Annotated in this window: 10 protein-coding genes and 1 pseudogene; 5 read left to right on the top strand and 6 right to left on the bottom strand. The window is 61.5% G+C overall.

The features are described from left to right. Window positions 1-18: 18 nt before the first annotated feature. Both IVB05_RS25740 and fhuB read left to right on the top strand, forming a co-directional pair. Window positions 19-960, top strand: coding sequence for an ABC transporter substrate-binding protein (locus IVB05_RS25740; protein ID WP_247778733.1), 942 nt, complete (start codon window positions 19-21; stop codon window positions 958-960). Then, window positions 947-2,953 carry a Fe(3+)-hydroxamate ABC transporter permease FhuB gene (gene fhuB, locus IVB05_RS25735; RefSeq protein WP_247778732.1) on the top strand — a complete coding sequence of 669 codons (2,007 nt, stop codon included), beginning with the start codon at window positions 947-949 and terminating at the stop codon, window positions 2,951-2,953. The genes IVB05_RS25740 and fhuB overlap by 14 nt, the downstream gene beginning before the upstream one ends. Window positions 2,954-2,987: 34 nt before the next feature. On the opposite strand, the gene IVB05_RS25730 is transcribed toward fhuB, so the two are convergent. Beyond that, window positions 2,988-3,812, bottom strand: a complete 825-nt coding sequence (locus tag IVB05_RS25730; protein ID WP_247778731.1) for an ATP-binding cassette domain-containing protein — start codon at window positions 3,810-3,812, stop codon at window positions 2,988-2,990. A gap of 74 nt (window positions 3,813-3,886) precedes the next feature. Then, window positions 3,887-4,948 (bottom strand): siderophore-interacting protein, encoded by a 1,062-nt coding sequence (locus tag IVB05_RS25725; RefSeq protein ID WP_247778730.1) that lies wholly within the window; start codon window positions 4,946-4,948, stop codon window positions 3,887-3,889. A 221-nt stretch (window positions 4,949-5,169) separates the two neighbouring features. Here IVB05_RS25725 and IVB05_RS25720 point away from each other — a divergent pair, with 221 nt between their 5' ends. From IVB05_RS25720 to IVB05_RS25710, 3 genes are all read left to right on the top strand, one after another. Further along, complete coding sequence (locus IVB05_RS25720) at window positions 5,170-6,957, top strand: cyclic peptide export ABC transporter (RefSeq protein WP_346771781.1); 1,788 nt, start codon at window positions 5,170-5,172, stop codon at window positions 6,955-6,957. A gap of 228 nt (window positions 6,958-7,185) precedes the next feature. Continuing rightward, window positions 7,186-8,247: a GNAT family N-acetyltransferase gene (locus IVB05_RS25715; RefSeq protein ID WP_247778729.1), complete on the top strand. Its 1,062-nt coding sequence runs from the start codon at window positions 7,186-7,188 to the stop codon at window positions 8,245-8,247. A 22-nt stretch (window positions 8,248-8,269) separates the two neighbouring features. Beyond that, entirely contained in the window at window positions 8,270-9,568 is a 1,299-nt protein-coding gene (locus IVB05_RS25710) for a lysine N(6)-hydroxylase/L-ornithine N(5)-oxygenase family protein (RefSeq protein WP_247778728.1), read from the top strand. A 4-nt stretch (window positions 9,569-9,572) separates the two neighbouring features. Here the strand turns inward: IVB05_RS25710 and IVB05_RS25705 are convergent, their stop codons facing one another. The 4 genes and pseudogenes from IVB05_RS25705 to IVB05_RS25690 form a co-directional block, all read right to left on the bottom strand. Next, window positions 9,573-10,388 carry a 4'-phosphopantetheinyl transferase superfamily protein gene (locus IVB05_RS25705; RefSeq protein ID WP_247778727.1) on the bottom strand — a complete coding sequence of 272 codons (816 nt, stop codon included), beginning with the start codon at window positions 10,386-10,388 and terminating at the stop codon, window positions 9,573-9,575. A gap of 68 nt (window positions 10,389-10,456) precedes the next feature. Then, window positions 10,457-10,729 (bottom strand): annotated as a pseudogene (locus tag IVB05_RS25700) (amidase family protein); the annotation flags it as partial. 259 nt (window positions 10,730-10,988) lie between these two features. Beyond that, on the bottom strand, window positions 10,989-11,960 hold the full coding sequence (locus IVB05_RS25695; protein ID WP_247778726.1) for a tripartite tricarboxylate transporter substrate-binding protein: 972 nt from the start codon (window positions 11,958-11,960) through the stop codon (window positions 10,989-10,991). A 58-nt stretch (window positions 11,961-12,018) separates the two neighbouring features. Next, window positions 12,019-12,735 (bottom strand): GntR family transcriptional regulator, encoded by a 717-nt coding sequence (locus IVB05_RS25690; protein WP_247778725.1) that lies wholly within the window; start codon window positions 12,733-12,735, stop codon window positions 12,019-12,021. Window positions 12,736-12,756 lie beyond the last annotated feature (21 nt).

The following is a 12,756-nucleotide window of genomic DNA, read 5'->3' as shown; positions in this document are numbered from 1 at the left end:
CTCTTTGAGCCGATTTCCATGAACAAGAAGTCTGTCATTGCTTCCGATCATCGGCCGTCGCGCCGCGATGTTCTCACCGCAGGCCTGAGCCTTGGCGGCGGCGTGCTGCTCGGCACTTGGCCACTGGACGCAACACAAGCCGCCACGTCTCAACACGGGCCGCGCGTTGCCGCGCTCGGTTGGGCCTGTGCGCAGACGCTGTTGGCGCTCGGTGTCGTGCCGCTGGTCGTTCCGGAGATCGAGCGCTACGGCAGGCTCGTCGTCGAGCCGGCTATTCCTTCAAGCGTTCAGGAAATAGGGTTACGTTCGGAGCCAAATCTCGAACTGCTGCAGAGCTTCGCGCCTGATATTATCATCATCGATCCCAGCATCACTGCGGCAATACCCCGCCTCAAGCTGATCGCCCCGGTCGAGGTCTTTACGATTTTCAAGCCCGGCCGGCATCCCCTGGAAACGGCGCGCAGTTCGACGATGGAGCTCGCACAGCGTGTCGGCGTGCAGGCCGCATGCGAAGCCTATCTGGCGCGTTTCGATGCGGCGATGACCGGCTACCGCGAGCAGCTAAGGAATCGCGGAGGCAAACCGCTGTATCTTGTCAGCGAGATCGCGCGCAATCGTGCGCTCGTGTTCGGTCCGAACAGCCTTTATCAGGAGGTACTCAGCCAATTCGGATTGAAGAATGCCTGGACCGGACAAAGCGGTCCATGGGGGCATACCAGCGTGGGTCTTGAAGTGCTCGCCGCGGTTCCGGACGCGCGGCTGATCCTGATGAGTTCGCGGGTCGCGGATATCGAAGCCCTGCTTACGTCGAGCCCGGTGCTGCGGACTTTGCCGTTCCTTCGGTCGGGACGGCTGACGGTATTGGGAAATCAATTCTTCTATGGCGGCGTGCCGGCGGCGGAGCGCTTCGCACGCCTTCTCGCCGAGCGTCTCCCGCAGGAAAACAATGAGCAAGGTTGACGCGCTGCCCGTCCGTTCCGGAATTGCGATGCATCCTGCGATGCTGATCGGTTTGCTGTTTGCGGCCGCCGTCGCAATGACGTGGCGTCATCTGTCGGGATTTCTGCCGGCCACCGCATGGTTGCCGGTGCTGTGGCGGCCCGAGATCACGGACCCGCAGCAGATGCTCGTGCATTACACCGTCTTTCCACGAATAGCCGTGGCCTTGCTCAGCGGGGCGGCCCTTGGCCTGGCAGGCACGGTCTGTCAGCAGGTGCTGCGCAATCCGCTTGCTGAACCGAGCACCCTCGGTGTCTTGAATGGAGCCTATCTCGCGCTGACCGTGACAACCTTGTGGGCGCCGTCGCTGCTTGCCTTCGGCCGCGAGTGGATCGCGTTGATAGGCGGCTTCGCCGCGTTCCTGTGCGTGTTCGGTCTCACCTGGCGCCGTGCGCTGTCGCCGGTCGTGCTGGTGCTTGCCGGGCTGATCGTCGCCTACTACTGCGCCGTGACGACCCAGGCGCTGGTGTTGCTCAACCACGAATACCTGATCGGCCTGTTCATCTGGGGCGCGGGTTTCCTCAACCAGCAGGACTGGAACAACGTCGCATTCCTTGCGCCGCGTTTCATCATTTCCTTCGTACTCATCGCGGCGATGGTCCGCCCGCTGACCTTGCTCGGCTTCGATGACGAGACCGCGCGCAATCTTGGCCTCGGATTGACCGGCGCGCGGGTCTGCGCGCTTGGTATCGCGATCGCGCTCAGCGCTTCGGTTGTCAGCGTGGTCGGCATAATGGGCTTTGTGGGCCTTGCCGCGCCGGCCATCGTCATGCTGTCAGGCGCGCGCCGTTTTCGCGACCGGCTGATTTGGGCGCCACTTTGCGGCGCCCTGCTGCTGTGGCTGACGGATGAGCTTGTATTGCTGATCCCGCCCGGCTACCGCGAAATGCCGGCTGGCGCCGCGACGGCCCTGATCGGCGCGCCGATGTTGCTTTTGTTGCTGCCGCGGCTACGGGCCACCGCGCCGGTAAGCAACCTCACGCCATCCGTTCCACTACGCCTTGACCATCCCTGGCGAGTGATCCTGTTCGGCCTGGCCTTGCTGTTGCTCGTGGTCTGGATCGCGCTTGCCGTCGGGGTAGGGTCAGAAGGCTGGAGCTGGAGCGGTCTGGCCGGCATCCAGGAATTTCTGCCGTGGCGCTGGCCGCGTGTGGTGTCGGCATTGGCGGCGGGGGCCACGCTGGCGGTGGCCGGCACGCTGCTGCAACGCATGACCGGGAATCCAATGGCGGCTCCGGAGGTGATGGGGATCAGCTACGGCGCCGCGATGGGTGTGCTCGTTCTCCTTTATCTTCTTCCCTCCCACACACGCGTAGCGCAGATTGCAGGCGGCGGGATCGGAGCCTTCATCGTGCTCGGGCTGGTTCTGCTGTTCAGCCGGCGGTCCGAATTCAGTCCGGAGCGTGTGCTGCTGGCGGGCGTCGCCATGAGCGCGGCGTTCGGCGCGATCATGGCCATGGTGCTTGCGACCGGTGATCCCCGCATCGGCATGCTGCTGTCGTTGCTGGCGGGATCGCTTTATCAGATCGGTCCGACCGAGGCCGCGATACTGGCCGCCGCCGCCATCGTCCTGCTGGCTATGGTGCCGATGTTGTCACGCTGGCTCGACATCCTGCCGCTCGGCTCTGCGGCGTCGCGTTCGGTGGGCGTGCCTATGGCGAGAAGTCGAATTGTCATCATGCTGCTGACCGCGTTGTTGACGGCGACCGCGACACTGATGGTTGGTCTTCTAAGCCTGGTCGGTTTCATCGCGCCGCATATGGCGCGGATGATGGGGGCGCAACGCGCGCTTCACCAGGCGGCGCTGGCCGCGCTGATTGGCGCCACCCTGATGGTCTTCGCGGATTGGGCCGGGCGGATGGTGATATTTCCGTTCCAGATGCCGGCCGGCATCTTCGCGATGATGCTCGCCGGGCCTTATCTGGTTTGGCTATTGCGCCCGCGGCGAACATGACATGCCGCGATGGAAAGGCGGATGACCCGCCCTTTTATCGCGCAAAGCTGATGAGGTGGCTTTGATCCGGAGACGGCATCACTCCCATGGGGATGCCGTAGATGGTTTCGAGCTCAGCCGGCGTCATGATCCTGTCGGGGGCGCCGCGGGCTATCAGCCTGCCCGAATGCAAGGCGATGATCTCGTCGCAGAAGCGTGCCGCCATGTTGACGTCATGGAGCACGACGACCACGCAGAGGTTGCGTTCGCGGGCGAGCTTCTGCACCAGCGACAGAACTTCGATCTGATGAGCAATGTCGAGTGCCGAAATCGGCTCGTCGAGCAGCAGGCACTCGGCGTCCTGCGCAACCAGCATGGCGATCCAGACCCGCTGGCGCTCGCCGCCTGACAATGTGTCGACCAGCCGGTCCGCAAACGGCTCGATGTGGGTCAGCGCCATGGCTTTCGCCACCTTGTCGCGATCAGTGTTGCCGAACCGGCCGAGTGCGCCGTGCCATGGATAGCGGCCGAGCGCGACCAGCTCCTTGACCAGCATGCCGGCGGCGGGGGGCGTCTGCTGCGGCAGGTAGGCCACCTTGCGGGCGTACTCCCGGTCGCTCCATTCGCGCAGCGGACGCCCTTCGAAACGGATCGCGCCGGAGGAGCTTGGCTGCTGCCTCGCCAGCAGCTTCAACAACGTCGATTTGCCGGAGCCGTTGTGCCCAATCAGGCCGACGACGCTGCGAGCAGGAAGGGTCAGGGTCAGCGGCTCGAGCAACGCGCGGCCCGCCACCGCGAAGCTCACCTGGTCCAGTTCGAACAAGGGCGTGGCCGCGTCGCGCGACGCCGTAGCGGTTTCGGTTGGCAGAATTGCGTGCATCGGAAGCGCCTGATGGAGTTATGTGGTGCAAGGAGAAGGCAGCCCGGCCGGTCCACGTATCGGACGTTGGGACGTCATGGCTGACGCAGGCTCCAATACGCGACGGCAAGATGCTGTTCGCGGGAGAGCTTTCTCTCATCGCGCAGATGGTTTCGAAGCGCCTTCAGCGCCTGTGCTTCGCAGGCGACCCACGCAAAGACCTCGCGATGGTCGGGCCATCGCACGGCCTTCACGGCGTCGATCAGCAACTGCGTCGTCCCGGCCGGCCGGTCGCCGCGATGCAGCCAGCGGACTGACACACCGGCGGGTGCGACCAGCGGGACTTCCTCGAGCCGGTCAGCGACTTCAATGAAGGCTTCACCCGTTGCCGTTGCCGGCAATGTCTCGAGAATTCGCGCGATGGCGGGAAGGGCGGTTTCGTCGCCCGCCAGCAGTAACCAGCGGGCCGGACGAATGCTTCGTCCGAGGGGGCCGGCCATACCGCAAATGGCGCCGGCTTGCGCATTGAGGGCGAACGCCGAGCCGGGGCCGGCATGATCATGGACCACGAAATCGATATCGATCTCGCGGGCCTGCAGATCGATGCGGCGGATCGTGTAGTAGCGGGTGACAGGCCTGCGATCGGGTTCGGGCCACAGGATGCGCCCGTCGGGTGCAGGCCAGGGCCATTCAGGCTTGGCGAGGCCCTCCGGCGGGAAATACAGGCGAACGTGGAGGTCATCGTCGTTCACGAAACGCGTGATGTCGTCTCCGGTAAAAGTCAGCCGGCGCATGCGGGGCGTCAGGTCGATCGTCGCCTTCAGCCGCACTTCGCGGAAATTGGCAAGCGTGCCGCCATTGGATTCATGGCCGGACCAGACGATGGTCGGCGCCTCATCGCCTGCGAATTCGATAACGTGTGACGCGACGACCGAACGCAGAACCTCGAGGTTGCCCTTGTCGTTGGCCTCGACGCGGATCTTGAGCGCCTCGGCCTCGACGGCGAGCGAACTCGTTCCAAACGGCAGTCTTGCCACCATCACACCATCCAGCGCCTGGAAGGTGATATCATGTTCGGCCAGATGATCGATCATCCGGGCGGCAAGGCCGGCGGCATCGGCAAGCGGGATGCGGGTTTCGGAGACAAGGGAATCCAAAGTCATTCTCCAGTCGGGCCTGTCCGATGCTGGCCTGCAAGCGTTTCGATTTTTCGGATATCGCGGCCCCGACACAGCGGCTGGATCCATGTCCTACGCGCTCCTCGGCTGCGATGCAAAGGGGGTACTACCCGGCATTTTATTAAACGCGATGCTGATCACAAATTAGAATCAATCGAAAGAGATCGGAAAATAAGCGCGGGAACAGCGATGCTGCCATCATGTATTCGCATCACTCCGGCAAGGCTGTTCGCATCGCGACGGGCCGTGTAGGTTCGCTTCAGCTCTACTCCAGCGCGGCACCCATGATGAATTCACGAAGCGGCCTGACGGCGCAGATACTGCATCTCCTGCGGCCATATTGGCCAACCGTGCTCGGAGGCATCGTTCTCGGTATTGTCGGCGGCGCCAGCGTGGCGGGGTTGCTTGCGGTCGTCAATCACGGGTTGTACGCGTCGCAGGGTGACGTCGCGATGCTGCTTTATGCCTTTGCAGGCCTGTGTTCGCTGATCCTGATTGGTTCGATCGGCTCGGATGTTAGCGTCAACTATGTCGGACAGCGGATCATCGCCGAGCTCCGAAAGTCGCTCGCGGCCAAGATTCTGGCGGCTCCGATTGACCAACTCGAGATCTATCGTACGCATCGGCTGATCCCGGTGCTCACGCAGGATGTCGATACGATCAGCGATTTCGCGTTCTTTTTCTCCTCCTTCTTCGTGTCGGTCGTTATCACCGTCGGCTGCATGGTTTACCTCGCGGTGTTGTCGTGGCCGCTCTTTCTGATCACGGGGCTGGTCATTGTCCTGGGCTCGTTGGCGCATGCCTACGCTCGAACGCGAGGGGTTCGGGGCTTCAATGCCGCCCGCGATTCGGAAGACGAGTTGCATAAGCACTACCGGGCAATCGCGGAGGGCGCCAAGGAATTGCGCCTGAATCGCACCCGCCGGCAGCGCGTGTACGTGGACAAGCTTCAGCATACCGTTGACCGGATCAGCGAGGTGCAGATCAAGTCGATCAATCTCTTCGTGACCGCGCGGGCTTTCGGCACGATGCTGTTCTTTGTCGTGATCGGCGTGGCACTGACCCTGCGCCCCTTCCTGTGGCCGGACAGCCCCGCCTCGGTCTCTAGCGGTTTTGTGCTTGTGCTGCTCTATATGCGAGGGCCCATTGATCAGGTCATCGGGATCCTGCCCGCACTCGGCCGCGCACAGGTGGCGATGCGGCGCATCGCCGAGCTCTCGGAACAGTTCTCGACCCCCGAACAGGGGTTGCTGGCTGCGCCTTCGACTGCGCCGGAAGCATCGGCCAGGATCGAATCGATCGAACTTCGTGGGGTGTCGTACGGCTTCCGCGCGGTGTCCGGCAGCAATCCTTTCGTTCTCGGGCCGATCGACCTGCATATCCGCCAGGGCGATATCGTTTTCATTGTCGGCGAAAACGGTAGCGGAAAAACCACGCTCATCAAATTGCTGCTGGGCCTTTATGCGCCACAGACCGGTGCGGTATTTCGCGATGGCCTGTCCGTCGTAACGGAAACGCGCGATGACTACCGGCAGCTCTTCACCACCATCTTCTCCGACTACTATTTGTTCGAAGATCTCCTGCAGGGATCAGGAATGGTGCCCGATATCGCGGAGCGGTATCTTGAGCGATTGGAGGTCGCGCACAAGGTTTCGGTCGAGAATGGCGTATTCACGACAACGGATCTGTCGACCGGGCAGCGCAAACGGCTGGCTCTGATGAATGCCTGGCTCGAGGAGCGACCGGTCCTCGTGTTCGATGAGTGGGCGGCGGATCAGGATCCCGCGTTCCGGCACATCTTCTACACGGAATTGCTGCCCGACCTGAAGCGTCTGGGCAAGACGATCATCGTGATCTCACATGACGACCGCTATTTCGGCGCGGCAGATCACCTTGTGCGCCTCCGGAACGGCAAGATTGTCGCTGGCGAGGCGAGGGCCCATAACGTCATGGAGCCGTCATCAGTTCCAAGCGGCGCGTCTCTTTAGACGTATTTTTGTTTTCGGAGAAAATTTGAAGTTAAGTTCGGGCACCGTCGGGACGTGCCTTGAACAAGGCATGCAGTGCTCCTGCGATGTCATGCATCGGTTTTGTAAGGAATCTAATCTGCGTGCGGTGGCAGTTCTTGTCATCCTGCACGGGAGTGATTTACATCGCATGCGTGAGCGAAGATCGCGTCTTGTTTCAAGCGGTCATGTCTGCAATGCGAGTGCCGGATGAACAAAGCTTCGAGCTCCGCGAAAGATCCTCACGCGTTTCCGATCGGGCCGTACTCCGCCATGACGGTACTTCAAGACGGTGCGGAGCTGCGGGTTGTTGCAGATGACGCCACGGTGATGCGGCTGCGTCTCGATGAGGGGCTGGATCATCTGGAGATGCTCGATGCGCCCGACGATCCACGGCTAGCGGTACGGGCGGTTTCGGCGGCAGCGGAGGCAATGTTCGGGTGGCGCCCGAATCTCAATCGGCTTTTTCTGGGTTCGATCAATAAGGCGCCCATTGGGCGCGAACTGCTGGACCATGGTCTTGCAGTCGCGGCCGGAGGCAACCTCGTGCTGCTCCCGGAGCTGACAATGCAGCGCCGTGACAATTGGCTGGTCGATGCCGGACGGCCGCCATTTCCGCAACTCCACGTCATGACCGACGGCAAACGGCATCCGCGACGTTCGCAAAAGCCGGTGGGGATGGTGTATGCCCGCTTCATCACTTGGCTCGGCGAGGTCATCTCGTTTCGTGTTGCCGATGTGAACGATGACTTGCATCTGCTGCACCGGTGGATGAACGATCCTCGCGTCGACGCCTTCTGGGATGAGGCCGGCGATCTCGAAAAGCATCGGACGTATCTGTCCACCATTCTGGCCGATCCGCACATGCTGCCGCTGATCGGCTGCTTCGGTGACGCGCCATTTGGTTACTTCGAGGTCTATTGGGCCAAGGAGAACCGCATCGCGCCGTTCTACGATGCCAATGATTACGATCGGGGCTGGCACGTTGTGGTTGGAGAAGACGCCTATCGTGGACGCCGCTACATCAGTGCGTGGCTGCCGTCACTGATGCACTACATGTTCCTGGATGATTGCCGAACACAGCGGATCGTCGGCGAGCCGGCGGCGGCGCATTCGCAGCAACTTCGCAATCTGGAACTGTCGGGATTCGCGAAAATCAAGAATTTCGATTTTCCACACAAGCGGGCCACCCTGGTCATGCTGCTGCGCGAGCGCTTCTTTGGTGACCGGCTGTGGCTACCGGCGGCGGCCGGTCCGGCAACCATGGCCTAACGCGCGAACGGAGCGCAGTTTCATGTCTCACCAGCTTGTCATCGAGCACGACGTCATCGGCGTCGGCTTCGGGCCGTCCAACCTCGCGCTTGCGATCGCGCTGGACGAGTGCGCCAGAAGGTCACGCCTCAAATGCGGTCCACTTTTCGTGGAGAAGCAACGCCAGTTTACCTGGCACGGCGGCATGCTTCTGCCGGGTAGCGATATGCAGATCTCGTTTCTCAAGGATCTGGTTTCGTTGCGTGATCCAACCAGTCCGTTCACCTTCGTGAACTATCTGCACAAGCACGGCCGTTTGCAGGATTTCATCAACTGTCGAACGTTCTATCCGAGCAGGATGGAATTCAACGACTATCTGCGGTGGGTGGCAGCTCAGTTCAAGTCACAAGCGGCTTACGGTGAGGCCGTCGTCGCCATCGAGCCCGTAACGGCGGGACAGTCGGTGACGTCGTTACGTGTGTATTCGCGCACGCTCGCTGGTAGTGAAACGGTACGACTGGCGAAGAATCTGGTGGTCGCGGCGGGAGGGAGGCCCAATATCCCGCAGGTGTTCGCAAACATCGTCGATGATTCCAGATTGTTCCACTCAAGCCGCTACCTCGATACGGTCGAGTCCGTTGGCATGGGCGGGAAGGCTGCATGCGTGGCCGTTATCGGGGGAGGGCAGAGCGCGGTGGAGGTGACGGTCGACCTTCGAAATCGCTTTCCGCAAGCGAGCGTTGACCTGATCTTTCGCGGCCACGCGTTGAAGCCGTCCGACAGCAGCCCGTTCGTCAACGAGATCTTCAATCCGGATTACACGGATTTTATCTACGCCCAGCCTGACGAGCGTCGAGACGCAATCGTTCGTAATTTTCGAAATACGAACTATGCCGTGGTCGATTCCGATCTGCTCGATCAGTTGTATCGCTTGCTATATCAGCAGCGCGTCAGCGGCATGGCGGGCGTCGAGTTGCATCCGCGCAGCGAGATTACAAAAGTGCTCGCGGCCGTTGAGGGCATCGAGATCCGAACGGTTGACAAGTTCGACGGTCGAGATCGCCGCTCCTGCTACGACGCCGTTATCCTCGCAACCGGCTACGACAGGGAAACACCGCACACGTTCCTGGAGCCGATACGGCGCTATATCGAGGACAACGTTATCGACCGCAACTACAGGCTCTCCACAAGTCCCGCGTTTCGGCCGCAAATCCATCTCCAGGGATATTCCGAAGCGTCGCACGGCCTGAGCGACACGTTGCTCTCCGTTCTGGCCACGCGTTCGCAGGAAATCGCCGAGTCGCTGCTTTTGACGATCTCGCGCCGCGAGCTCATAGCTTAGCCTTTCAGGCGGCGGGGGCGAAAAGTCGCCATTGCGAGACGTGTCCGAGGACGGCTGGTACCGAAAGGACGACAGGGGACGGGCCTGCGTCGACTATCACCGTATTCGGTGCAATCATGAATCCAAGCGCAGCTGCTTTCAGTATCGCTTCCTTGAGGGTCCAGAAGCGAAGAAATAGCCGCGATCGGAACGTCGCCGGAGCGTTCCACAAAATTTCCTGCTCTTCGCGAGCCAGGACGATCTCACTGACGGAATCCAGGTCGGGGATTTCTCGCAAGGGCTCGACATCGACGCCGACCAGCCCACACGCAGCGGCGACGGCGACCACACCTCTTGCATGGCTCAGGCTGAAGTCGAGATTCGGCGGGCCTGCGACCAGCATCGGCTTGCCATGCAAGGACGGTCGAAACCGCAAGGTGTCGGCCGATTGCCCCACAATGCCCTCCAGCAAAAGACGGACACCGGCATGCGCGGCCAGGTAGCTGTGTCGATCCTCAATGTGCAGGAAACGCGCCAGACGGCTGGCTTCCTCGGCATCAAGGACCGCTGCAGCTTGCTTGAAGCTGAGCGCACCGGGTCTATCGGTGCTTTGGTCACGATAGGGAGGTACTGCGGCGAGCCAGAGAAGGATCTCTTCCGGTCTTAGCTGCTCGATTGGGCCCGAGGAACTTGGACCGGGCAGCCATCGCACGCACAACTTATCTGGCGGAATTTGGCATTTGATAGCGATGGACCAAGCGACGCTGTCTCTCGCATGGTCGATCGGTAACGATACGGCGAATTCGTCCTGTCCCGCGTCGTCGGATTGCGCCATGTTCATCGGTTAGTTGAAGAGCAGCAATACTATTTGTGGGAGGATAGTATAACAGATACTTCGCCATGGCTCGAATCGACGAACGCCGCGGTGTCGCGAACTGAACGTGTCTGGCAGCCTTGGATTGATACGAGTCCGGTCAAGTCGGAGAGGTTCGGCGCGATCGAGTACACCCCCTTGAAACCTTCAGGCCAATATTGCCATTGACGCCTGCTGGAATGCGGATTGAGCCGACCACCGTCGGTCGCATGGGCCATCGGTACGGCGCCAGCAGCGACCGCAGCGGCGCCTCCCGCTGATGAGCCACATGTCGTGTACTCGGTATTCCAAGGATTACGAGTGATATGGCCGCGGCGGCCAACCCAACCGATGTCGTTCCGCCGCGGATCTCGCCCCGGTCGAGCCGCAGAGCGGTGAAGAGTGAACCCCACGCAGTTTGCAGCACCTCCGGTAGTGCACCCAGCGTCCCCCAGGAAAGCGTCGTCTCCAGAGATTGGACCTGCGCAGCCGGTACGCAGACGTATTCCGCATAGCGGCCGTCGAACGGTCGTCGCATGCCGCCCATTGCCGTCGCTACGACCTGGTCATGCCGGAAGCGAGTTCGCTTTACTGGGGAGTAATGCCGGCATCCTTGATTATCCGACCCCATCGGTCGATTTCACTCTTGAGGAGGGCTTCGAGCGCCGCTGGCGTTGCGCGTTCCTGCTCGACGGGAGCCATGCTGAGTTCAGCGAACCGGTTGACCAAGAGCGGGTCCTTCAGCGCTTTTTGCAGGGCGTCGATGAGCGCGTCCATGATCGGCTTCGGCGTATTGCGTGGTGCGTACAGCCCGTACCAGGTCGTGACGTCAAACTTCGGCACGCCGGCTTCCGCCGCAGTCGGCACGTTCGGCAGGGTCGGTACGCGCTTTTTGCTGGTGATGGCGTAGCCCGGGATGGTGCCGGCCTGAATATAGGGCGTCGGCCCGGTGGCGGGATCGCAATAGACGTCGATGTGACCGGCGATGATATCGTTCAGCGCGGGACCGCCGCCTTTGTAATAGATAGGCGTGAGCTTGGCTTCGATGGCGCTCATGAACATCAGCCCGCACAGATGTGACGCGGAGCCGAGCCCCACATTGCCGTAGGTGACTTTATCGCCCTGCGCGCGCACATAGGTGACGAGCTCCTTGAGGTCCTTGGCCGGAAAATTCGCGCGCGCCACCAGGATCATCGGCACGTCGGTGACGAGGCCGATCGGCTCAAAGTCGCCGACGGGGTCGAACGGCAGCTTCGCATAGAGCGCGGGCGCGGTTGCCTGACCGACATGCATCAGCAGCAGGGTGTAACCGTCAGGCGCGGCCTTGGCGACCCGATTGGTACCGAGGGTGCCGCCGGCGCCGACGGCGTTCTCGACGACGATCGGCTGCTTCAGCGTTGCGCTCATCGATGTCCCGAGCAGGCGGGCAATTACGTCGCCTGGGCCGCCGGCCGAGAAGGGAACGACCATCGTGATCGGTCGGCTCGGGAATTCCTGGGCGAATACCGGCAGTACGGGCGACAGCAACAGCATCAGAAAAATGCGTTTTACAAACTTCATGGCAGCTTCCTATCGGCTTTGCGGCCCTTTGAAACGGCTTGATCGAAATAACGTTGGATCATTCATCCGCGATCGCCTTTTCGTTCGACGCGGACGATTGCTCGATCATGTTGAGCGCGGCCACGGCTGCCGCCTTGATGTGATCGACGCAGCACTGCTCAGCGAGGTCGGGGTCACCATTCTGGATAGCACGCCAGATCGCCGTGACTTCGCGCAGGCTCTTGTTGATCCGTTTTGGCTGCGACATCGAGGTAATTCGCAACAGCGTAATCCGGTCGTGCAGCGGCCTGAGCATGCGTTCGATGAAGGCGTTCTGACAGCCGCCGATAAGTGCTGCGTAAAATTCCGTCTTGGCCTCGAGGGCCGTCATCAGGTCGCCATCGGCGAATGCAGCTTTCAGTTTGGTGAGCGCGTCGCCGATCCGGCGAACGACAGCGGGATCGTGCAGGCGTGCGCATTCACGTCCGGCAAATCCTTCGAGAACGGCGCGAGCCGCGTAGAGCTGCTTTGCTTCCTCAAGACTGATGGTACTGACGACGGGACCGCGATGGGGGACCGTGTTGACCAGGCCGTCCGCCTCCAGCAGCCGAAGCGCCTCGCGAATGGACGGGCGGCTCACGCCGGTCATCTCGCAAAGCTCACGTTCGATCAGGCGCTGGCCCGGCTTCAGCTTTCCGGACATGATCGCCTCGCGCAGCTTTTGAGCGACCATCGATCGGACGGTCGGAACGTCTTCGATCCGGAGCGTCGATTGCAATTCACCGCGTTTGTCCATTGTCTACCGCCTTGGTACCGG

This window comes from Bradyrhizobium sp. 170, assembly GCF_023101085.1.
Classification (GTDB): domain Bacteria; phylum Pseudomonadota; class Alphaproteobacteria; order Rhizobiales; family Xanthobacteraceae; genus Bradyrhizobium.
Note: the sequence above shows the minus strand (reverse complement) of the source record. Positions and strands in the feature narration are given on the sequence as shown.

Excerpts from the sequence above, each read along its gene's own strand:
- IVB05_RS25740 (WP_247778733.1), top strand. The coding sequence starts at position 19 with ATGAACAAGAAGTCTGTCATTGCTTCCGATCATCGGCCGTCGCGCCGC.
- fhuB (WP_247778732.1), top strand. The coding sequence starts at position 947 with ATGAGCAAGGTTGACGCGCTGCCCGTCCGTTCCGGAATTGCGATGCAT.
- IVB05_RS25730 (WP_247778731.1), bottom strand. The coding sequence starts at position 3,812 with ATGCACGCAATTCTGCCAACCGAAACCGCTACGGCGTCGCGCGACGCG.
- IVB05_RS25720 (WP_346771781.1), top strand. The coding sequence starts at position 5,170 with ATGTATTCGCATCACTCCGGCAAGGCTGTTCGCATCGCGACGGGCCGT.
- IVB05_RS25715 (WP_247778729.1), top strand. The coding sequence starts at position 7,186 with ATGAACAAAGCTTCGAGCTCCGCGAAAGATCCTCACGCGTTTCCGATC.
- IVB05_RS25710 (WP_247778728.1), top strand. The coding sequence starts at position 8,270 with ATGTCTCACCAGCTTGTCATCGAGCACGACGTCATCGGCGTCGGCTTC.
- IVB05_RS25705 (WP_247778727.1), bottom strand. The coding sequence starts at position 10,388 with ATGAACATGGCGCAATCCGACGACGCGGGACAGGACGAATTCGCCGTA.
- IVB05_RS25695 (WP_247778726.1), bottom strand. The coding sequence starts at position 11,960 with ATGAAGTTTGTAAAACGCATTTTTCTGATGCTGTTGCTGTCGCCCGTA.
- IVB05_RS25690 (WP_247778725.1), bottom strand. The coding sequence starts at position 12,735 with ATGGACAAACGCGGTGAATTGCAATCGACGCTCCGGATCGAAGACGTT.